The organism is Kerstersia gyiorum, from assembly GCF_048595715.1.
Classification (GTDB): domain Bacteria; phylum Pseudomonadota; class Gammaproteobacteria; order Burkholderiales; family Burkholderiaceae_B; genus Kerstersia; species Kerstersia gyiorum.
This window is the reverse complement of record NZ_CP169556.1, coordinates 2,388,183-2,407,807: the sequence shown is the minus strand read 5'-3', so window position 1 is coordinate 2,407,807 and position 19,625 is coordinate 2,388,183. Positions and strand designations below refer to the sequence as shown.

14 protein-coding genes and 1 riboswitch are annotated in these 19,625 nt (G+C 63.8%); of the genes, 9 read left to right on the top strand and 5 right to left on the bottom strand.

Annotated features, from left to right (window positions below; translation table 11 throughout):
- Positions 1–4: 4 nt before the first annotated feature.
- The 3 genes from ACEW7X_RS10605 (at position 5) to ACEW7X_RS10595 (ending at position 2,959) form a co-directional block, all read left to right on the top strand.
- Positions 5–949, top strand: a complete 945-nt coding sequence (locus ACEW7X_RS10605) for a LysR family transcriptional regulator (RefSeq protein WP_068370559.1) — start codon at positions 5–7, stop codon at positions 947–949.
- Between the two features lie 54 nt (positions 950–1,003).
- Positions 1,004–1,819 carry a DODA-type extradiol aromatic ring-opening family dioxygenase gene (locus tag ACEW7X_RS10600; protein WP_068370567.1) on the top strand — a complete coding sequence of 272 codons (816 nt, stop codon included), beginning with the start codon at positions 1,004–1,006 and terminating at the stop codon, positions 1,817–1,819.
- 153 nt (positions 1,820–1,972) lie between these two features.
- On the top strand, positions 1,973–2,959 hold the full coding sequence (locus ACEW7X_RS10595; RefSeq protein ID WP_068370570.1) for a diaminopimelate dehydrogenase: 987 nt from the start codon (positions 1,973–1,975) through the stop codon (positions 2,957–2,959).
- 168 nt (positions 2,960–3,127) lie between these two features.
- On the opposite strand, the gene ACEW7X_RS10590 is transcribed toward ACEW7X_RS10595, so the two are convergent.
- Together ACEW7X_RS10590 and ACEW7X_RS10585 are read right to left on the bottom strand one after the other, a co-directional pair.
- Positions 3,128–4,009, bottom strand: a complete 882-nt coding sequence (locus ACEW7X_RS10590; RefSeq protein WP_420177180.1) for a PhzF family phenazine biosynthesis protein — start codon at positions 4,007–4,009, stop codon at positions 3,128–3,130.
- Positions 4,010–4,078: 69 nt separating this feature from the next.
- The gene (locus ACEW7X_RS10585) at positions 4,079–4,759 is read right to left on the bottom strand and encodes an epoxyqueuosine reductase QueH (RefSeq protein ID WP_068370574.1); all 681 of its coding nucleotides are present in this window, start codon (positions 4,757–4,759) and stop codon (positions 4,079–4,081) included.
- A 271-nt stretch (positions 4,760–5,030) separates the two neighbouring features.
- Here ACEW7X_RS10585 and ACEW7X_RS10580 point away from each other — a divergent pair, with 271 nt between their 5' ends.
- From ACEW7X_RS10580 to ACEW7X_RS10560, 5 genes are all read left to right on the top strand, one after another.
- A complete protein-coding gene (locus ACEW7X_RS10580; RefSeq protein WP_068370578.1) occupies positions 5,031–5,834 on the top strand; it encodes an SDR family oxidoreductase in 804 nt (267 codons plus the stop codon).
- 594 nt (positions 5,835–6,428) lie between these two features.
- Positions 6,429–7,223: a response regulator transcription factor gene (locus ACEW7X_RS10575; protein ID WP_068370580.1), complete on the top strand. Its 795-nt coding sequence runs from the start codon at positions 6,429–6,431 to the stop codon at positions 7,221–7,223.
- A gap of 244 nt (positions 7,224–7,467) precedes the next feature.
- Complete coding sequence (locus ACEW7X_RS10570; protein ID WP_134838608.1) at positions 7,468–7,944, top strand: MarR family winged helix-turn-helix transcriptional regulator; 477 nt, start codon at positions 7,468–7,470, stop codon at positions 7,942–7,944.
- Positions 7,945–8,158: 214 nt separating this feature from the next.
- Entirely contained in the window at positions 8,159–9,451 is a 1,293-nt protein-coding gene (locus ACEW7X_RS10565) for an efflux RND transporter periplasmic adaptor subunit (RefSeq protein WP_068370586.1), read from the top strand.
- A gap of 2 nt (positions 9,452–9,453) precedes the next feature.
- Positions 9,454–11,007, top strand: coding sequence for a DHA2 family efflux MFS transporter permease subunit (locus ACEW7X_RS10560; protein WP_068370588.1), 1,554 nt, complete (start codon positions 9,454–9,456; stop codon positions 11,005–11,007).
- A gap of 150 nt (positions 11,008–11,157) precedes the next feature.
- On the opposite strand, the gene ACEW7X_RS10555 is transcribed toward ACEW7X_RS10560, so the two are convergent.
- From ACEW7X_RS10555 to glnE, 3 genes are all read right to left on the bottom strand, one after another.
- Positions 11,158–11,667 carry a 6,7-dimethyl-8-ribityllumazine synthase gene (locus ACEW7X_RS10555; protein WP_068370590.1) on the bottom strand — a complete coding sequence of 170 codons (510 nt, stop codon included), beginning with the start codon at positions 11,665–11,667 and terminating at the stop codon, positions 11,158–11,160.
- Between the two features lie 89 nt (positions 11,668–11,756).
- Positions 11,757–11,910, bottom strand: a riboswitch (FMN riboswitch).
- Positions 11,911–12,001: 91 nt separating this feature from the next.
- Entirely contained in the window at positions 12,002–12,673 is a 672-nt protein-coding gene (locus tag ACEW7X_RS10550; protein ID WP_068370591.1) for a glutathione S-transferase, read from the bottom strand.
- A 12-nt stretch (positions 12,674–12,685) separates the two neighbouring features.
- Complete coding sequence (gene glnE, locus ACEW7X_RS10545; RefSeq protein ID WP_420177179.1) at positions 12,686–15,562, bottom strand: bifunctional [glutamate--ammonia ligase]-adenylyl-L-tyrosine phosphorylase/[glutamate--ammonia-ligase] adenylyltransferase; 2,877 nt, start codon at positions 15,560–15,562, stop codon at positions 12,686–12,688.
- A 260-nt stretch (positions 15,563–15,822) separates the two neighbouring features.
- On the opposite strand from glnE, the gene ACEW7X_RS10540 reads away from it, so the two are divergent.
- Positions 15,823–19,515 carry a YhdP family protein gene (locus ACEW7X_RS10540; protein ID WP_420177178.1) on the top strand — a complete coding sequence of 1,231 codons (3,693 nt, stop codon included), beginning with the start codon at positions 15,823–15,825 and terminating at the stop codon, positions 19,513–19,515.
- Positions 19,516–19,625: the final 110 nt, after the last annotated feature.

The window sequence follows — 19,625 nt, the reverse complement described above, 5'->3', positions numbered from 1 at the left end:
CGCCATGAGCACAAATCAGGAAATGACCCTGCTGGCGGAGATGGCCGTATTTGCCAAGGTGGTCGAGGCCGGCAGTTTTTCCGCTGCGGCCCGCCTGCTTGGCAGCACGCCTTCGGCCACCAGCCGGGCCGTCGCGCGGCTGGAAAAGGCGCTGGGCACTCGGCTATTGCAACGCACGACCCGCAAGCTGCGCCTGAGTGAAAGCGGGCGCGATGTCTATGCCGGTTGCCAGGACATGGTGCACGCTGCGCAGGCCGTTGTGGCGCGGGCGGGGCGTTTTGATGAAGTGCCGCGTGGTCTGGTGCGTATGAGCGTGCCCAAGGCCGTGGGGCATTTCGTGGTGCATCCGCACATGCCGGAATTCCTGCGCCGCTACCCCGAGGTGGATGTGGAACTGCGCCTGGATGACAGGCCGCTGGATCTCATTGAAGACGGCATGGATCTGGCGATCCGGATTACCGATCAACCCCCGCCCGGCCTGATGGGGCGGCCCTTGCTCGCGCTAGAGCACAAACTGTGCGCCAGCCCCCGTTATCTGGCATGCCATGGCATGCCGTTGCAGCCGCAGGACCTGAAGCAGCACAGCTGCATCTATCTCGGGGAAGTGCCCGGGGACGCACGCTGGAAGTTCGTGCGTGGCGGCAAGACCGTCACGGTGCAGGTCAGGGGGCGCTATGCCGCCAATCATACCGGCGTGCGGCTGGACGCTGCCCTGAACCACTTGGGAATAGCCAGCCTGCCGGATTTCACTGCACGCCAGGCGCTGCGCGAGGGGAGCATCGTGCAGGTGCTGCCGGAGTGGTCTTTCAAGACCTCATACAGCGGCGATGTATGGGTACTATATCCGCCTACCCGGCATTTGCCGCCCAAGCTGCGCGCACTGATGACCTTCCTGGCGGAGCGTCTGGGACAGGAACCAGTCCAGGCTGATGAGGTCATGCCTGGCTGAGCATGCTGCGCCACGACCAATCAAGCATTTTCCGATTTTTCCGAGTTCTTACGCATGACATCACTATTGCCCACGTTTTTCATTTCCCATGGCGGCGGTCCCTGGCCCTGGATGGACGGCATGCTGGACGGGCCCTATGCCGGTCTGGCGCAGTCGCTGCGGCGCCTGCCCGAAGATGCCGGCGGCGCGCCTCGGGCCATCCTCATGGTGTCGGCCCATTGGGAGGCGCCGGCGTTCACGGTGCAGTCGCATCCGCGCCCGCCGATGATCTATGACTATTACGGTTTCCCGGAACACACCTATCACGTCGAATATCCCGCGCCCGGCGATCCGGGATTGGCGCTTGAGGTCGAAAACCTGATCCGTGCGGCGGGCCTGCCTGTGGCCTGTGATGCGGAACGGGGCTATGACCATGGCGTCTATTCACCCATGGTGGTGGCTTATCCCGACGCCCGTATGCCCATCGTGCAATTGTCCTTGATGACCGGGCTGGAGCCGCAGATTCACGTGGCCTTGGGGCGGGTGCTGGCGCCTTTGCGCCGCGCCGGCGTCCTGATCATAGGCAGCGGTCTGAGCTATCACAATCTGCGTGCCTTCGGCCCGCAGGCTCGCGAGAGTTCCTCCGCCTTCGATGCCTGGCTGTGCGAGGCCATGGCCCTGCCGGCGCAGGCGCGCACCCAGGCGCTGCTGGATTGGGAATCAGCACCTTATGCGCGCCAGGTGCATCCGCGTGAAGAACATCTGCTGCCCTTGATGGTGGCGGTCGGAGCGGCCGAGCACGAGCCTGCGGCGCTGAGCTATCACGAGACCGGCTTCCGGGGCGGCGTGACGGTATCGAGTTTTCGTTTCGGGGCCGCGGCTGTTGCATGAGGCGCGCTGCCGCACGCTGACATGCCTGTATCAGGCGCCGGTTGGGGAGGCTGCCCGGCTTGCCGCGACAGGTAAAATTTCTTTTTTCGTGCGCCGCGTGCCGTTCAGCCGGCGGCTGCGGCGCTTTAAATATTGGCTGGATGGAATGGGACAATGAGTAAGAAAATCCGGATAGGCATTGCAGGCTATGGCAATCTGGGCCGTGGTGTGGAGTCCGCCGTGGCGCAGAATGCCGACATGGAACTGGTGGGCGTGTTTTCGCGGCGCCCGCCGGCGAGCGTGAGCTTGCTGGATGCCTCCGTACCGGTATATCCCTGGGATGACATCGAGAATTTCCGCGATGCGATCGACGTGCTGATCCTCTGTGGCGGATCGCGCACCGACCTGCCCGAACAGGGGCCGGCACTGGCGCGCGCGTTCACGACTGTAGATAGCTTCGATACCCATGCCAGGATTCCCGAGTACTACGCTGCCGTCGATGCCGCGGCACAGGCGGGCGGCAACGTCGCTTTGATCTCTGTGGGCTGGGACCCGGGCCTGTTCTCGCTGAATCGCCTGTTCGGCGAAGCCATCCTGCCCGAGGGTGCCACCTATACGTTCTGGGGCAAGGGCCTGAGCCAGGGGCACTCCGATGCGGTGCGCCGTGTGCCAGGCGTGAAGGGCGGCGTGCAGTACACGGTGCCGGTCCCGCAGGCCGTGCAGCGTGTGCGCGATGGCGAACAGCCGGTGCTGAGCACGCGTGAAAAGCACAAGCGCGAGTGTTTCGTGGTGCTGGCCGAGGGTGCAGACCAGGCGCAGGTGCGCGACGCCATCGTGACCATGCCCGATTATTTTGCTGATTACGACACCACGGTGACTTTCATTTCCGAGGAAACGCTGCGCCGCGAACACAATGCCATGCCGCATGGCGGCTTTGTGATCCGCAGCGGCACGACGGGGACGGGCAACAAGCAGATCATGGAATATGCACTGGCGCTCGACAGCAATCCGGAGTTCACCTCCAGTGTGCTGGTTGCCTATGCGCGTGCCGCCTATCGCCTGAAGCAGGCTGGCGAGCGTGGCGCCCGCAGCGTATTCGACGTGGCGCCGGGGCTGCTGTCGCCGAAATCAGCGGCCGAATTGCGCAAGGAATTGCTGTAATCCGCAGGCGGCTGTCATCGCAGCGGCAACCGCCGCGTTGCTGCTGCGACGGCGCATGGTGAAATGAAAAAATCGGGCTGCCGTCGCAGTCCGTATGGATTGCCTGGTTTGTTTTTGCGTTGCCTGGGGATGCCCCTGGCATTGCCGCCACAGTCGGCCCAGGGCGGGTCAGAGCATGACCGTGCCGCTGATGCGGGTGCTGCTCTGGCCGCCCACCCAGACCTGGCCGCTGTCGTCCTGAGACAGGTGCACCTGCCCGGCGCGTCCGAGGTTGATGCCCTGGCTGGCCAGATAGGGGGCGGCGATATGCCCGCGCTGGATCAGCCATTGCGCCAGGCTGGCATTGAAACTGCCCGTGATCGGGTCTTCCGTCAGGGTGCTGCCGCTATTGAACCAGACCCGCACTTCCAGGTCGGTGGCGCCGGTATCCGGATGGCGTGCGGCGACACCCAGCTGAATGCCCTGCGCATGCAGCGCCGGGAGATCGGGTGTCAGGCCGAGCACGGTCTCGGGGTTGTCCAGCAACAAAGCCCAGAATCTGGGGCCATTGAACAGGATCGCGCTATCTTGCACCTGTTGCGCCGACAGGCCTGCCGCTTGCAGCACGGCCTGGTGTTGCGGTTCGCTGATCGGGCTGCATTCCATGGAAGGGGCGGCAAACGCCCATAGTCCGTTGGCTGGATCGCGCCGCAAGGGCACCAGGCCCTTGGCGCATTCCTGTATGACCAGGCCCTCGGCCTGCGGCTGGCCGCCGCCGTTCAACCAAGCATGGCAACTGCCCAGCGTCGGGTGTCCGGCAAAGGGCAGCTCGCCGCCGGGCGTGAATATCCTGACCCGGTAGTCGGCCCCGGCAGCTCGTCCAGCCGTACTGGGGGGCAACAGGAAGGTGGTTTCCGAAAGATTGGTCCAGTTCGCGAAACGCAGCATGGCCGCGTCGCTGATACCATCGCTGTCCAGCACGACAGCCAGGGGGTTGCCCATATAAGGCTGCGCCGAAAAGACGTCTATCTGCATGAAACGGCGTCCGCGTACTGAGGTCATGGACATCATCCTGGTTCGGAAGGAGGCAGCGCTAAGCAGGCAGTTTCAGGCGGGGCAGGGCCACCGGGTTGTTGGGCGTCAGTCTTCCAGCGAGGTTTCTTCCACCCCGTAGTACTTCACGCCGATCCGAATGCGCTCGCGGCCCTGGTCGCGGCGGTGGCGGTTGGTGTCGCGCAGCGAATATACGCAGCCGCAGTATTCCTGCTGGTAGAACTGTTCACGCTTGCTGATTTCGATCATGCGCGCCGAACCGCCGCCCTTGCGCCAGTTGTAGGTCCAGTAGACCAGCTCGGGATAGCGCGCGGCGGCGCGTTCGCCGCAGCCGTTGATCTGGTTCATGTCCTTCCAGCGGGAAATGCCCAGCGAGCTGGTGATGGTGTCATAGCCGTGCTCATGGGCATAGAGCGCGGTGCGCTCGAAGCGCATGTCGAAGCAGGCCGTGCAGCGCACGCCACGCTCGGGTTCGTTTTCCATGCCTTTGACACGATCGAACCAGTTGTCCATATCGTAGTCGGCGTCGATGAACTTGATGCCGTGCTGCTCGGCGTAGCGGATATTTTCTTCCTTGCGGATTTCGTATTCGCGTACCGGATGGATATTCGGGTTGTAGAAGAAAATGTCGTACTCGATGCCCGAGACCAGCATGGCCTCCATGACTTCGCCCGAACAGGGGGCGCAGCAGGAATGCAGCAGCACTTTCTTGCGTCCAGTGGGCAATTGCAGCGGTTTGCGATTGGCGAGGGTATCTGTAGTCGTCATGGCGTGCGTGCCGGGCGCATGCGGCGCCGGCCTTCAATGCGTATCCGGAACCCTGCATTTTAGGCTGAATCAGCAGCAGTATCCATGCCGGCTTGCACGGGTGTTTCATTCCTGCCCAGGCTTTCCCTGATGGCGGCGCAGGCTGCCGCCAGGCGAGGTAAGTCAATGTTAAAAAGTATGTCCGGCCAGCACGCGGTTTGAGGTGCCAGCGAGCGCCTGTCTGCGTGGTTCATGCTCGCCATATAGCCAGGAATGAAACAAGGGGAAGGGTATGTCGGAATACACGGGATACCAGGGATACGATGATGAGTTCTCAGGGGTTTGTGTCGCGATTTCAGGCGCGGCGGGCGGTGTCGGCCATGTGCTGGCACGCCGGCTGCTGAGGGCGGGCGCGAAAGTCGCTGCGTTCGATCAGCTGGGGGAGAGCCTGCAGCCGCTGGCGAGTGACGCCGGGCCGGCGCAATTGCATATGGCCAACCTGGACGTCAGCGACGCCGCTGCGGTGGAACTGGCGGTGGCCGCCGCAGAGCAGATGCTGGGGCCGGTGGAAAAACTGGTGAGCGCAGCCAGCCTGTTGCAGATCGGACGCATCGTTGATGTCGCACCTGCCCATTGGGCGCGGGCCTTCGAGGTGAATACCATGGGGGCCTTCAACTTCAATCGCATCGTGGCTAGCGGCATGATGGCGCGGCGCCGGGGGGCGATCGTGAATATCGGTTCCAGCGCGGCGGCAACGCCCAGGGCGGGCATGGGGGCCTATGCCGCCTCCATGGCGGCGGTGGCTCAGCTTACCCGGTGCCTGGCGCTTGAACTGGCAGGCTACGGTGTGCGTTGCAATATCGTCTCTCCGGGCGATACCGAAACCATCCAGCCTTACGCCAGGCTGCAACAGGGTTTGTCGCGGGAAAAGTTGATCGAAGGGGAACTGGCCCACTATCGGTTGGGCATTCCGCTGCGCAAGCTGGCGACAGCAGATGAAGTGGCTGATGCCGTGCTGTTCCTGTTGTCCGACCGCGCCAGTCACATCACCTTGCACGATCTGCGCGTGGATGGCGGTGCTACGCTGGACCAGTGACGCGGGCGGGTAGGGCTTGCGTCCGGGCCGCCACGTCGTCACATGACTGGCGGCGCCAGCGCGACCGGCCGTCTGGCAAGGCACAACGGGCAAGGATTGCGCAGCGCTGTTCAAAATTTGCTCAGTCAATCAAGCCTGCGCGTCATTGTTGCGTTTGCATGACATATGCCAAGCTTTTCCACCGACTTATTCACAGGCCTTGGGGATAAGTTTCGGGCCTGAAACAGGCCTGGAGAAAATGGCCGAGGCCAGTCTGCACGCCGTTGGCAGGGGAATCTGCGCGATTGGGCGAGGCTTGCGCTTGGCAGTAATAGGGGTATATTGCCGGGAAGCTGGCAAGCCGGTGCAAAAGAACATGTCAAACAGGGAAAATGGGTAGCTTTCCTGTCCCGGAAACAAAGATTCCTTCATATTCAGGCATGCCGCTTGAGTCATCTTAAGTTTGTGAAGATCTGTTGGGAAATCTTCAACTTAAAAATAGAAACGATTCGCATCCTGAGTTGCGGTCTTGCCTGTGCTGTGCTAAAAAAATGATTTCCAAACGTATCTTTTGAATACTTTGGAAATTCCCGGAACATTCTTCGCTGTTGTCCTATGCAACAAGCCTATCTGGATAAGCAGGACATGAACATCACGCCGCCTGCAGGCGAGCCGCGTGTCGACGCCTGCCCCTATGCAAAATCCGTTTCCTTCCTGATCGTCTCCGGACCGACCGTGCTGCGCCAGGTACTGCCGGCGCTCGCCCTGGCGGCGCCCTTGTCCGTGCATTTGGCGGCAGATGGCGAATCGGCCTGGAATTTCGTTCTGCATGAGCGGGTGGATCTCGCAATCATCGACGCCGGGCTGCCGGAAAATGACGGTTTCACGCTGTTGACCCGCCTGCGTCGCCGTTCCGATATGCCAGTGCTCATGCTGATCGAAAGCGACGGTGACACCGAGCGCCTGATGGGTCTGCGTTGCGGCGCCAGCGATTACGTGCGCAAGCCGGTGGATTTCGATATCCTCTGGACCCGCTTGCATGGCTGCCTGCGCCGCCAGGTAAGCCAGGCCGATGCGGCCAGCCGCTATCTGCAAGTGGGCGATCTGAGCCTGGACTCTGCTTCGTCGGAAGTGCGGGTCGGCGGTAATCAGATTTACCTGACGGCGGCGGAAACCAGCATACTCACGGCCCTGATGCGCCGCCCCGGCGCCATGATCAGCCGCGAGCACCTGACGGAAACGGCGCTGGGCCGCTCCATCGAGCCGCTGGACCGCAGTCTCGATACCCACATCAGCAATCTGCGGCGCAAGCTGGGCCTGCGCGCTGGCCAGGAAGGGCGGCCGCAGATCCGCAGCTACCGCAATCGGGGTTATGCCCTGATGATGCCGGCCGACGACGCGCCGGCCTGAGACCTGGGCGCAGGTACTGCGCTCCCTATACACAGCGGTGGCGCTATCCGACCTCGGGCGCCGCCCAGACCCCTGCCACAGGAAGGCTTCCAGTGGTAGGGGTTTTTTGCATCTTGGGCGCGTGTTTTTGCCGTCATTCAGCTACTTGCAAGTAAGGCAGTGAAACAGCTTTCTCGGCAAGATCTTCATGATAAATCAATCAATGCTTTGACAGTGATTGACTAGGCAAATAATATTTTCATCCATGGAACAAGCAGGCAAGACAAAGGATCTGCATCAGGACTATGACCTGATGGACAGCGTGGGCTGGCTGATGCGCTCGACGCTTGCCGTCATGCGCCAGGAGATAGAGCGGCGTATGGAGCCCTTCGGGCTGACCAACGCGCAATGGCATCCCATTCTCAAGCTCTATACCGGGCAGGCGGATACGGTGGCGGAACTGGCGCGTGGCTGTATGCAGGATGCAGGCGGCATGACGCGCTTGCTGGATCGCCTGGAGGCCAAGGGACTGTGCCGCCGCAAGCGGTGCCAGACCGACCGGCGGGTCGTTCGTATCGAACTGACCCCTCAGGGCGTGGAAGTGGCCAGCCGGATACCCGTGGTATTGCGTGATGTCCACGAACTGGGCCTGCAGGATTTTTCTGCAGCGGAAGTCGGCCAGCTCAAATCCTATCTGCGGCGCATGCAACAAACGCTGCAGGACAAAACAGGCCAGGCTTGAATGATTTTCCCGGCCTATGCAACCCGGCGCGCAGCTGCCGTCCGCCTGGCGGCTTGCGTGCGGCATCGCGCGGCGCCGGCAGCCGGGCAGGCCGTGCGATGCCACGCCTACGCCTGGCCCATGCATTGCTGCATGGGAATGACGGGGCCTTAGGGCTGGAATTTTTTCACCCCGGCAAGCGCCGGGTTTTTTCATTGTTCAGCGAAAATTTGCCATGAGTGACGACAATCACACGCAAAAGAGTGACGTAAACAGCAGCAGCAAGCCGCAGCTGGATCCCGCGGCAGTGAAGCACCGCCGCAAAGTGCTGCTGAGCGTGACGCTGGTCGTCGTGCTGGCGGCCCTTGCCTTCGGCGTCTATGAGTGGCTGCTGGGCGGCCGCTATGAAACCACGGACAACGCCTATGTGCAGGGCAATGTCATCCAGATCACACCGCGGGTGGAAGGGACGGTAGAGGCCATTTATGCCGACGACACGGACTTCGTGAAGGCGGGTCAGGTATTGGTACGCCTGGACCCGGCAGACGCGCACATCCGCCTGGAGCAGGCCGAGGCGCAACTGGCGCAGGCTGTGCGTCAGGCGCGCACGCTGTACGCGGACAACGAAACCCTGAATGCGCAAATAGCCTTGCGCCAGGCCGAGGTGGTCAAGGCGCGCAGCGATCTGGCGCGTGCCGAGGACGACCGCAAGCGCCGTACGACGCTGGCCAGCAACGGGGCTGTGTCGCGCGAAGAGCTGCGCCATGCCGAAGCCAGTTCGGCGGCAGCGCGCAGCACGCTGGCCGCTGCCGAGGCGGCGCTGGCCGCTGCCAGGGAGCAACTGACCAGCAACCAGGCGCTGACTGACGGGACAGACGTGATCCACCATCCGGCCGTGCAGTCGGCGGCAGCGGCGGTGCGTGAAGCCTATCTGGCCAACGAGCGCATGGCCGTCCTGGCGCCGACCGACGGCTACGTGGCGCGCCGCAATGTCCAGTTGGGCCAGCGCGTGTCGGCCGGTTCCAACCTGATGACCATCGTGCCGCTGCGCGAGGTCTGGGTGGAAGCCAATTTCAAGGAAAACCAGCTGCGCGACCTGCGCCTGGGCCAGGAAGCGACGCTGACGGCCGACCTGTATGGCACCAAGGTGCGCTATACCGGCAAGGTGACCGGCCTGGGTGTGGGGACGGGCGCTGCCTTTGCCCTGCTGCCTGCGCAGAATGCCACGGGCAACTGGATCAAGGTGGTGCAGCGTGTGCCGGTGCGTATTGAATTGACGGGCGATGAACTGGCCGAGCATCCGTTGCGTGTTGGCCTGTCCATGGATGTGAAGGTCAGGATCAGCGACAAGAGCGGCAATATGCTGGCAGCCACGCCGCGTACCGAGGCGTTCGCGCAAACGGATGTCTTCCGCCAGCAGGAAGAAGGGGCTGAAGCGGATGTCACGCGCATCATTGCAGCCAACCTGGGTGTGCCGGATCGGGCCATCAAACTCGGCATGACGTCGCCGGCGACGGGCGTGAACTGATCATGGCGGCAGCGATGCAGCCTTTGCCGCCGCTGGAAGGACGGGCGCGGATGATGGGGACGCTGGCCTTGTCGGCCGCCGTCTTCATGAACGTGCTCGATACCTCTATCGCCAACGTTTCCCTGCCCGCGATCGCCGGCGACCTCGGTGTCAGCGCGACGCAGGGCACGTGGGTCATTACCAGCTTCGCGGTGGCTAACGCCATTTCCGTGCCGCTTACGGGCTGGCTGTCACTGCGCTTTGGCCAGGTGCGCCTGTTCGTGTTGAGCGTGGCCCTGTTCGTCCTGTCGTCCTGGCTGTGCGGCCTGGCGCCCAATATGCCCTTGCTCATCGCCTTCCGGGTGTTGCAAGGCTTTGTGGCCGGCCCGATGATTCCGCTGTCACAGGCTTTGCTGTTGTCGAGCTATCCCAAGGCGCTCGCTGGACTGGCCATGGCGGCCTGGTCCATGACCACGTTGGTGGCGCCGGTGACCGGGCCCCTGCTGGGGGGATGGATCACGGACAACATGAGCTGGCCGTGGATCTTCTATATCAACGTACCGGTGGGCATCCTGTCGGTATTTGTGACCTGGCGCATCTTCCGGGATCGCGAGACCATGCGGCGCTCCCTGCCCATCGACAGCATCGGGCTGGCCCTGCTGGTGCTCTGGGTCGGCGCCATGCAGATCATGCTGGATATCGGTAAGGAACATGACTGGTTCCAGTCGCCGCTGGTGGTAGGCTGCGCGGTGGTGGCGGTCGTGGGCTTTGTGTTCTTCCTGGCCTGGGAACTGACGGAGCGCCATCCGGTCGTGGATCTCGCGTTGTTCCGCATTCGTAGCTTCTGGACCGGCACGCTGGCGATTTCCATCGGCTATGGCCTGTTTTTCGGCAACGTGGTGCTGCTGCCCCTGTGGCTGCAACAGTACATGGGCTACACCGCCACGCAGTCCGGCATGGCGATGGCGCCGGTGGGCCTGCTGGCCCTGGTGTGTTCGCCTTTCGTTGGCAAAAGCATTGCAAAGGTGGACCCGCGCAAATATGCGACGTTCTCCTTCCTGGTGTTTGCGCTGGTGCTGTTCATGCGGGCGCGTTTCAATACGCAGGTGGATTTCGATACCATCATGATCCCGACGTTGATCCAGGGGATAGGGCTGGCCTTCTTCTTCATTCCGCTGATGACGCTGACGCTCTCGAGCATCGCGCCAGAACGCATGCCGGCGGCATCCGGGCTGTCCAATTTCGTGCGCATCACGGCAGGGGCGGTAGGCACGTCGGTTTCCACGACGTTCTGGGAACGGCGGGCCAGCCTGCACCACGCGCAACTGACCGAGCATATGCTGCCCGGCAGCGAAGCGCTGCAGCATGCCCTGGATACCTACCAGGCGGCCGGAATGTCGATGCAGCAGGCGTTGGCCCAGGTGGAAAAACTGTTGAACCAGCAGGCGTTCATGCTCGCAGCGGATGACATCTTCTATGTGTCCGCCATCATTTTCATGATGCTGATTCCGTTGGTCTGGATCGCCAAGCGTCCCAGCCGTGGCGGCGCGGGCGGCGAGGCGGCAGGCGCGCACTGAGTACGAACAGCGCAACAAACAGCGCAACAAACGGCGCGTGCCAGCCCAGGCCGGGCGCGCCGACATGAAAAACGCCTCCGGACGATCAACGTCCGGAGGCGTTTTTTTCATGTCCCGACCGACGCCGTGGCGCTGGCCGGGAGAACGGCTTCAGGCCGCGGCGAGCTCGGTGGCAGCTGTGGGCAGTTGCTCCAGGCTGGCGACGGTTTCCAGTGCAGCACGTGCCGCTTCGGCGCCCTTCTGCGAGAAGTGGCGGAAGAAGTAGTCCTGGTGCTGGTCGTGTTCGTGGAAATGGTGCGGCGTGAGCACGACGGAGAAGACCGGAACGTCATTGTCCAGTTGCACGCGCATCAGGCCGTCGATGACAGCCGAGGCAACGAAATCGTGGCGGTAGATGCCGCCATCGACCACGAAGGCCGTGGCAACGATGCCGTCATAGCGGCCGCTGCGGGCCAGGCGCTGCGCATGCAGCGGAATTTCAAAGGCGCCTGGCACGGTGTAAATGTCGACGAGGTCGGCAGCGTAGCCGTGCCTGGCCAGTTCGTCGAGAAAGCCTTCGCGAGCCTGGCCGACGATTTCCGCGTGCCAGCCTGCCTGGATGACGGCATAACGAGGTGTGCGGGTGGGGAGAGGGGTATTGCGAGAAACGGACTGATTCATGGTATTCCCATTGAAGACTGAGTTCCAGAATCAGGGCAGACAACACGAAAACCGACCCCCTGCGGCCAGCGGCCGTGGGTGGAGGATTTGCGCGCTTTCTTTCATCCGGACTATGACCGTCGGCTCCGGCATCGAACCGGATCTGCTGACCCCGGCAACAAGGCTGCCGGGCGCTCGCGGGCTCGCGTGTCTATTGGCACGCCTACCGCCGGTGGGGAGTTTCACCCCGCCCTGAAAACGCTTGCCCTGGCTGGCTGCAGTTGCAGTTCGACAGGACATGGTCAGTATAACGCCGTCTCTTATGAGATGGCGTTGGAACGATATGCCTGACGGCTCACAGCTCGTAGGGGCCTCCGCGCTCGCGTGCGCGCAGGTAGGCGGGACGGGCCTGGATGCGCGCCAGCCAGCCGAGCAGGCGCGGGTGCTTTTCGGGGGTCAGCCATTCCCGGGCGGCGGCGGCTTCCAGTGGGAAGCTCAGCTGGATATCGGCAGCGGTGAAGGCATCGCCGGCAAACCAGTCGCGGCTGGCGAGTTCGCTTTCCATGAAGTCGAGCTGGCGTCCGAGATTGGGCTGGACGAAGGCCGATTCGACGCTGTCGGCGATGCGTTCGGCAATGGGGCGTGCGAAGAAGGGCATGTCAGCCTTGCGTACCCGGCGGAAAATGAATTGCACCAGCAGCGGCGGCATCATCGAGCCTTCGGCGAAGTGCAGCCAGTAGGTCCAGCGCAGCGCTTCCGGCGTGCCGGCTGCGGGACGCAGGCTGGCATTGCCGCCGTGCCGGTCGACCAGGTATTCGATGATGGCGCCGGATTCCGCCACCACGTTGTCGCCGTCGGTGATGACCGGCGCCTTGCCCAGCGGGTGCACTGCCAGCAGGGCGGCCGGCGCCAGGTGCGTGTCTGCATCGCGGGCGTAATGCTGGATCTGGTATTCCAGTCCGAGCTCTTCAAGCAGCCAGATGATGCGTTGCGAGCGTGAGTGTTCGAGGTGATGCAGGGTAATCATGCGTAATCCGCTTCAATGATGGAGGTGATTGTTTTCGGGTAACCGGGGGCCCAGCACTTGCTGCCAGAGCCGTTCGGCCACGGCGCGTTCGCTGGCCATCTGACCGGCAGGCAGCCTGGCTTTTTCATCGCCGCGCATTCTCAGGTTGTGTTGTATGCGGCGCATGATGCGATAGGCGTCGCCGGACTGGCGTGCCAGGTCCTGTGGTATCAGCCCGAGTTCACCGGCGATGCGCAACAGCGCGATGTTACCCAGGTTGTCCAGCAGCGCCGGATGTTGGCAGGCGTGGCGCAGGACCAGGTATTGGGTGATGAATTCGATATCCACCATGCCGCCCCGGTCGTGCTTGATATCGAACAGCATGCTGGGGTTGGGGTGGCCGTCACTGATGCGCTGGCGCATGGCGCGGACTTCTTCGGCCAGCAACAGCGGGTCCCTGGGGCGCAGCAGGATTTCCCGCCTCAGGGCTTCGAAGCGCTCTCCCAGGCAGGCGTCGCCAGCGGCAAAACGCGCCCTTGTCAGGGCCTGATGTTCCCAGAGCCAGGCGTGATCGCGCTGGTAACGCGCGAAGGCATCGTAGGACACGGCCAGCAAGCCGGCGTCGCCATCGGGGCGCAGCCGCAGGTCCACGTCATAGAGCCTGCCCGATGAAGTCATGGTGGTCAGCCAGGAGGTCATGCGCCGGCCCAGGCGGGCATACAGCTCGGCAGCATTGTCGTCCGGGTCTTCGTAGATGAAGACCAGATCCAGGTCGGAGGTATAGCCCAGTTCCTTGCCGCCCAGCTTGCCGTAGGCGATGACGGCGAAGCGCGGTTGGGGCAGCACGTTGTTGCGCTTGACCATGGGCCAGATGCGGTGAATGGTTTCTTCGAGCAGAGCGTCGGCCAGGCTGGACAGCTGATCGGCCAGCGCTTCGACGCTTAGGGTGCCTTCCAGGTCCTGCGTCAGCAGCTGGAAACTGGCCTGGCGCTGGGTGTCGCGCATCAGGTTCATCTGTCGCTCGACATCGGGCGAGCCGTCGGGCAGTTGGCAGGCATCCAGTTCGCTGCGCAGTTGTTGCGCCAGCTGGCGCACCTCCAGGGGCTCGGCCAACGTGTTCCAGTCGATCAGGCCGTCCAGCAGCAGGGGATGCTGGGTGAGGTATTGGGCGGCCCAGGGGCTGGCGCCTACGATGCGGGCCACGCGGGTCAGGATGTCGGGGTACTCTGCCAGCAGGGCCAGATAGGCGCTGCGCTGGGATATCTGTTCGATCAGGTCGAGCAGGCGCACGGCAGCGTCGTGCGGGGCTTCTGTGCGCGCCGCGGTTTCCAGCACGGCAGGCAGCAGTCGCTCCACCCGTTCACGGCTGAGCGAGGGCAGGCTGCGCATGCGATGGCCGCCCAGCATGGCGCGTATCCTTTGCAGCAGGCCATCCGCCTGGTCCGTGAAATGCTGGCGCGCCAGGGCTTCCAGTTTTTCCTGCACGTCCGGGCTGTCTTCCTGGCTGCCGGTGTCGCTGCCGGGCGCTACGGCGCGGCCGATGCCGGTCAGATGAAAGACATCCTGGAAGATGCGCGAGACATTGGCGCGGTGCTGCGCCAGGCAGGCGCTGAATTCCGCTTCCTTCATGCCCATGGCATGCGCCAGTTGGGCCAGGCGTTCCGGGCCGGCGGGCAGCAAATGGGTCTGCTCATCGGCGCGGTATTGCAGCATGTGCTCGGTGCGGCGCAGGAAACGGTAGGCCTGTGCCAGTTGCGCGCCTTCCTCGGCAGGCATGACGCCCGCGTCCTGTTCGGCCTGAAGCGCCAGCAGCAGATTGCGTTCCTGCAGCGTGGGCTGCCGGCCGCCGCGCATCAGTTGGGCCAGTTGCACCACGAATTCGATTTCCCGGATGCCACCTTCACCCAGCTTGATGTTGTGGATCGCTTCGACGCCATTGCGTGCATGTGCACGGCGGTTCCAATCATTGCTGATGCGTTCCCGCAGCGCGCGCAGCGCGGCGATGGCATCGAAATCGAAGTATTTGCGGTAGACGAAAGGCACGCGCAGGCTTTCCATCTGCCGCCACTGTTCGTCGAGCTGGCTGTCCGGAAAGGCGCGGGCCGGTAGTGCGCGCGCCTTCAGCCAGGCATAGCGTTCCCATTCCCGGCCCTGGCGCAGCAGATAGTGTTCCAGCGCGTCCAGGCTCCAGGCCAAGGGGCCGCCGTCACCGTCGGGGCGCAGGCGCAGGTCGGTGCGGAAAACATAGCCGTTGATATCGTTATCGGCCAGGATGGGCATCATGCGCTGCGTCAGGCGGCCATAGAACTCGTGGTGGCTGAGGCGCCGGGCACCGTCCGTTTCACCTTCCTCGCCATACAGCATGATCAGGTCGATATCGGACGAGACATTCAGTTCCTCACCGCCCAGCTTGCCCATGCCGACGATGATCATTTCCTGCGGAGCGCCGCTGGCAGGGTCGCGTGGCGTGCCATATACACGCGTCAGTTCCGCCATCGTGGTGCGATAGGCCGTGGCCACGGCCAGTTCGGCCAGCGCCGTCATGCTCCGGGTGACTTCTTCCAGTGTCGCCATGCCGCCGATATCTCGCACCATGAGCGTGCAGAAGATGCGTTCGCGCAGCTGGCGCAGGACGCGTCTGGCGGCGTCGGGATCCAGTCCCTCATTCGTCGCCAGGGCAGCCGTAGCCGCCAGGGCCTGGAACTGTTGCTGTATGACCCCGGCATCCACCGGCGCAAGTGCCAGCGCTTCTATCGTGTCCTGCAGCCCTGGCCGGGCCTGGAGGCGGCGGGCCAGGTACTCCGACCAGGCCAGTGCGGCCTGCAGGGCGGCGCGAGGGGAGGGCTGGGTGTCTGGGCCGGTTTCCGGTGGCGAGGGCAGGGAAGCGGCGGTAGGGGAGAAATCGCTCATGACAGGGGCTCGAAGGCAGTGGCTGCGCGGTGGAAATGCCCGCCAGCGTCCAGGCCGGGAACGCAAGCGGTTTCTGAGGTCTAATATAACTATTGCACTGACGAATCAATCATCAAGCGAAGCGCTGATTGCATTTTGGTCGATGGGCTGGCGTCCCGGAGGGACAGCCCGGACATCGGCTGGACGCATGCTGCGCGGGCTGCGATGCTTCGCTTGAAGCAGAATACAACAAGAGGGACCATGCGCGAGGAAGCACTGCATTGCGCCGGTTAAGGAAATTCCTGCACATACTGTTCTGGCTGCTGCTGTCGCTGTATCTGGCGGCCGCAGGCTCGCTGCTGGTCGTTCGCTATGCGGTGCTGCCCCAGGTGGACAGGTTCCGCCCGGCGATAGAGCGCGTCGCGTCGCAGGCGTTGGGCGCCAAGGTGGAAATCAGCCGGGTGGGCGCGGATTGGCGCGGCCTCAACGCCAGGCTGGCTTTGTCCGGGGTGCGCATACAGGGGGACGATGGCGAGGTGCTCAGCGTACCGGAAGCACAGGCGGTCATGTCCTGGCGCAGCCTGTTGCAATGGGAACCGCTGTTCCTGTACCTGGAGGTGCGCGGCCTGGATCTGTCGGTGCGGCGGGATGCCCAGGGCAACATCCACCTGGCCGGCCCGCAGGGGCAAACGGCTTCGGATGACCCGCAAGCCAGTGAACGCGTGTTGCGCTGGCTGGGCAAGCAGCGCGAATGGGTTGTGCGCGATGCCGTATTACGCTGGCGCGATGAGCGCCACGATCCGCAAGCGCCGGAATTGCTGCTGAGTTCGGTGCAGGCACGTTTCATCAACCGTTTTGCCCACCATGCCTTCGGATTGTCGGCAGCGTTGCCGGCAGGGGCGGATACAGAGGCTGGCAGCCTGACACTGCGCGGCGAATTCGACCGGCGCTGGTTCGAAGTGCTTTCCCGTCAGCCGAACTGGGATGCGCGCCTGTATGCCGGTTTCACCGGCGTGGACCTGGCGCGCTGGGCGGCCTGGCTGCCGGCCCGGCAGGCAGGTCTGGAGCAGGGGCAGGTATCCGGCCAGGCCTGGGCATTGGTGCAGGACGGCGTGTTGGAGCATGTGATACTGGATTTGCATGCGCGCGGTCTTGCCTGGCGGACGCAGGCAGCCGCCCTGCAGGCGGCTGCCGTCGACGTGTATGCCGATGGTTCGCCTGCCGCCTTGTGGCAGGTGCCGCCTCCGGCGGCGCAGGCAGACAGTCAGCAGCAGGCTGGCGCGGCCTTGCCAGCCTGGCTTGCGCCTGCGCGGGAGGGCCAGCGGGTCTATGCCGATGTTGCGTTGCGGGATGCGGCGTTCTGGTGGCCCGCAGAGTTCGGCGAACGCCGCCTGCCCTTGCGGCAGGCGTCTGCCGTCGCGGAACTGCGCGGGGCGGATGCAGAGGGTTGGTCGGCCGCTGTGCGGCGGCTGTCTCTGGAAAATGAGGACCTGGCCCTGGCGTTGCAGGGGCAATGGCAGCAGAAGGCAGGCAGCGAGGCCGGGTGGCTGGATGTCCAGGGCACCATTGCGCGCCTGTCTTTGCCTGCCCTGCACGCCTATTTCCCTCTGGTGGTGCCGGAAGAGACCCGGCACTGGCTGGCGACGGCGCTCAAGGCCGGAGAGCTGCGGCAGTCAGACCTGGAATTGCGCGGCAACCTGGATGATTTTCCGTTCGAGGACGCGGCCAGCGAGGGGACGCGTTTTTCCCTCAAAGGGGATTTCGATGGACTGACGCTGGATTACGCCCCGGCACATGGCAGGTACAAGGGCTGGCCGCTGGTGCAGTCCGCCAAGGGCCGCATGGATCTCCTGCAGAATGTTCTGGCGCTGGAACTGGAATCCGGTACCGTGATCACGGGGCCGGCCAATCGGCTGGCGCTGAACCGGGCTGCCGCAAGTATCACGGATCTCTACCGTCAGGCTGCGCACCTCAAGGTTGATGCCGGGCTGGCTGGCGAGGCGCGCCATTACCTGGCGCTGATGCAGCATTCGGATCTTGGCGAGATCCTGGCGCATACCGTGTTGCCCCAGATCGCTGCGACTGGCAATTGGGGCATGGCGCTCAAGCTGGATATTCCCTTGATGCACAGTGTGGACAGCCAGGTCAGCGGTTCCGTGGCCTTGCAGGGCGGGCAAGTAGAAATCAAGCCGGAAATCCCCGTGTTCTCGGCGCTGAGTGGTTGGCTGGATTTTGATAACGACGGTATCTCTGCACGTGATATCCGCGGCCGTTTCCTGGGCGGTGCCTTCAGCCTGGGCGGCAAATTGACGCGCAAGGATATCGACGCGGCCCTGAACATGGAGGGCGCGCTGGCGGCCGACAGCCTGCAGCGCTGGTTGCCGCCGGCAGCGGCTGCGCGTTTTGGTGGGGAAATTCCCTACCAGGCCAGACTAGGCATGGATGCTGGCGACCGCTTGTGGTTGCAGGTCGACAGCAGCCTGCAGGGAACGACGCTGGACTTTCCTGCTCCGCTGGGAAAAGCGGCGCAGGCGCGCCGCTCCGTTACCCTGAATTGGGGGCCGGGAGAAGCGGCAGGCAGCGAAGTGCTGGCGGCGCGTATTGGCGGTATCGGTGCCCTGCGGCTGGAGCACGATGCGGCCCGCCGCGATGCCTATTTCTGGCGTGGCGCGCTGGTCGATGGTGCGGTGGCCCTGGCGCTGCCGGTATCGGGGCTGGCGGTAGACCTGCATATGCCGGAGTTCGACTGGGCTGCCTGGGATCAGGTTTTCACGGATTTCGACGATGGCCAGGCGAGCGGACGGCCATTGCTGCCGGGGCTGGCCAGCGTGAAGCTGGCGGCAGAGCGGGTGCACGCGTTTGCCGCGCAGTGGAACCAGGTTCGCCTGCAGGCCGAGCGCCAGGCACGTGGCGGCTGGCGTATTGCCGTGCAGGGAGACGAACTGGACGGTACGCTGGATTGGCGCAGCCAGCCTGAGGCGCAGCATCCTGTGCTGCTGGCTGAATTCGGCCGCCTGGCATGGCCCCAGGCTGTCGGGCAGGCCAGCCAGTCGCCGACGCAGGAAGCACCTGATTGGAATATTTCGTCGGCCTTCCGCCTGCCGGACCTGGATTTGAAAATCAATGAGTTGTCATGGCGCGGCAAGGCGCTGGGCAAACTGCAGGCGCGCGGGAAAAATCGCAACATGCGCGGCGACTGGGGGCTGGACAGTCTGGTGCTGGGGCAGCCGGGAGCAGTGCTGAGCGCCACCGGCAACTGGCAGGTCGAAGGGCCGGGTCGGGGGCTGGCGCTCAACCTCAATACTGCCGTCAGCGACCTGGGAAAGTGGCTGGATGTCTGGGGCTTGGACGATGCCGTACGCGCTGGCCGTGGCAAGGCGACGGGCAGCTTGCGCTGGCTGGATTTCCCCTGGCGCCAGGATGGTCGCAGCCTCAGCGGCACGGTAGCGCTGGATCTTGAACAGGGGCGGTTTGTGCACATGCGTTCGCGCAGCGCCAGAGTGCTGGAAATTCTGTCGCTGCAATCGCTGTCGCGGGTGTTGAGCCTGGATGCCCGCCCCGCCGAGGCGTTCAAGGATGGCTTTCCTTTTGACAGCATCGTGGGAACGGTGCAGCTGGCCGGACCCGAGATGGATATCAAGACCCTGACGGTGGATGGCCCGGCGGCTCAGGTCGTGCTGCAGGGCGGCACTGACCTGGTTCAGCAACGCTGGAACCTGCAGGCGACGGTGACGCCTCACCTGGATGTTAGCGGGGCCTCGGTGGCGGCCGGCTTTGTGGTGAACCCGGTGGTAGGGGTAGGGGCGTTCGTGGCGCAATGGTTGCTGAAAGACCCGCTGGCCCGAGCCATGCGGCTGGAGTACGAAGTCACCGGCAGTTGGGACGACCCCAGCATCGAGGCGCTGGAAAAGGAAAAGCCCGAACGCGCCAGCAGCCCGTCCGCAGAGCTGCACTATGCCGAGACCGGCAACTGATCCCTGAAAACAGCCCGATGAAAACAGCCAGCCTCGGCGATTGTCGTCGGGGCTGGCTGTGAATCCCGCCTGCCAGGCTGCGCGGAGGCAGCCTGGCCGGTGGAAAGGGT

Coding starts and splice junctions, on each gene's coding strand:
- ACEW7X_RS10605 (WP_068370559.1), top strand. CDS start 5: ATGAGCACAAATCAGGAAATGACCCTGCTGGCGGAGATGGCCGTATTT.
- ACEW7X_RS10600 (WP_068370567.1), top strand. CDS start 1,004: ATGACATCACTATTGCCCACGTTTTTCATTTCCCATGGCGGCGGTCCC.
- ACEW7X_RS10595 (WP_068370570.1), top strand. CDS start 1,973: ATGAGTAAGAAAATCCGGATAGGCATTGCAGGCTATGGCAATCTGGGC.
- ACEW7X_RS10590 (WP_420177180.1), bottom strand. CDS start 4,009: ATGATGTCCATGACCTCAGTACGCGGACGCCGTTTCATGCAGATAGAC.
- ACEW7X_RS10585 (WP_068370574.1), bottom strand. CDS start 4,759: ATGACGACTACAGATACCCTCGCCAATCGCAAACCGCTGCAATTGCCC.
- ACEW7X_RS10580 (WP_068370578.1), top strand. CDS start 5,031: ATGTCGGAATACACGGGATACCAGGGATACGATGATGAGTTCTCAGGG.
- ACEW7X_RS10575 (WP_068370580.1), top strand. CDS start 6,429: ATGCAACAAGCCTATCTGGATAAGCAGGACATGAACATCACGCCGCCT.
- ACEW7X_RS10570 (WP_134838608.1), top strand. CDS start 7,468: ATGGAACAAGCAGGCAAGACAAAGGATCTGCATCAGGACTATGACCTG.
- ACEW7X_RS10565 (WP_068370586.1), top strand. CDS start 8,159: ATGAGTGACGACAATCACACGCAAAAGAGTGACGTAAACAGCAGCAGC.
- ACEW7X_RS10560 (WP_068370588.1), top strand. CDS start 9,454: ATGGCGGCAGCGATGCAGCCTTTGCCGCCGCTGGAAGGACGGGCGCGG.
- ACEW7X_RS10555 (WP_068370590.1), bottom strand. CDS start 11,667: ATGAATCAGTCCGTTTCTCGCAATACCCCTCTCCCCACCCGCACACCT.
- ACEW7X_RS10550 (WP_068370591.1), bottom strand. CDS start 12,673: ATGATTACCCTGCATCACCTCGAACACTCACGCTCGCAACGCATCATC.
- glnE (WP_420177179.1), bottom strand. CDS start 15,562: ATGAGCGATTTCTCCCCTACCGCCGCTTCCCTGCCCTCGCCACCGGAA.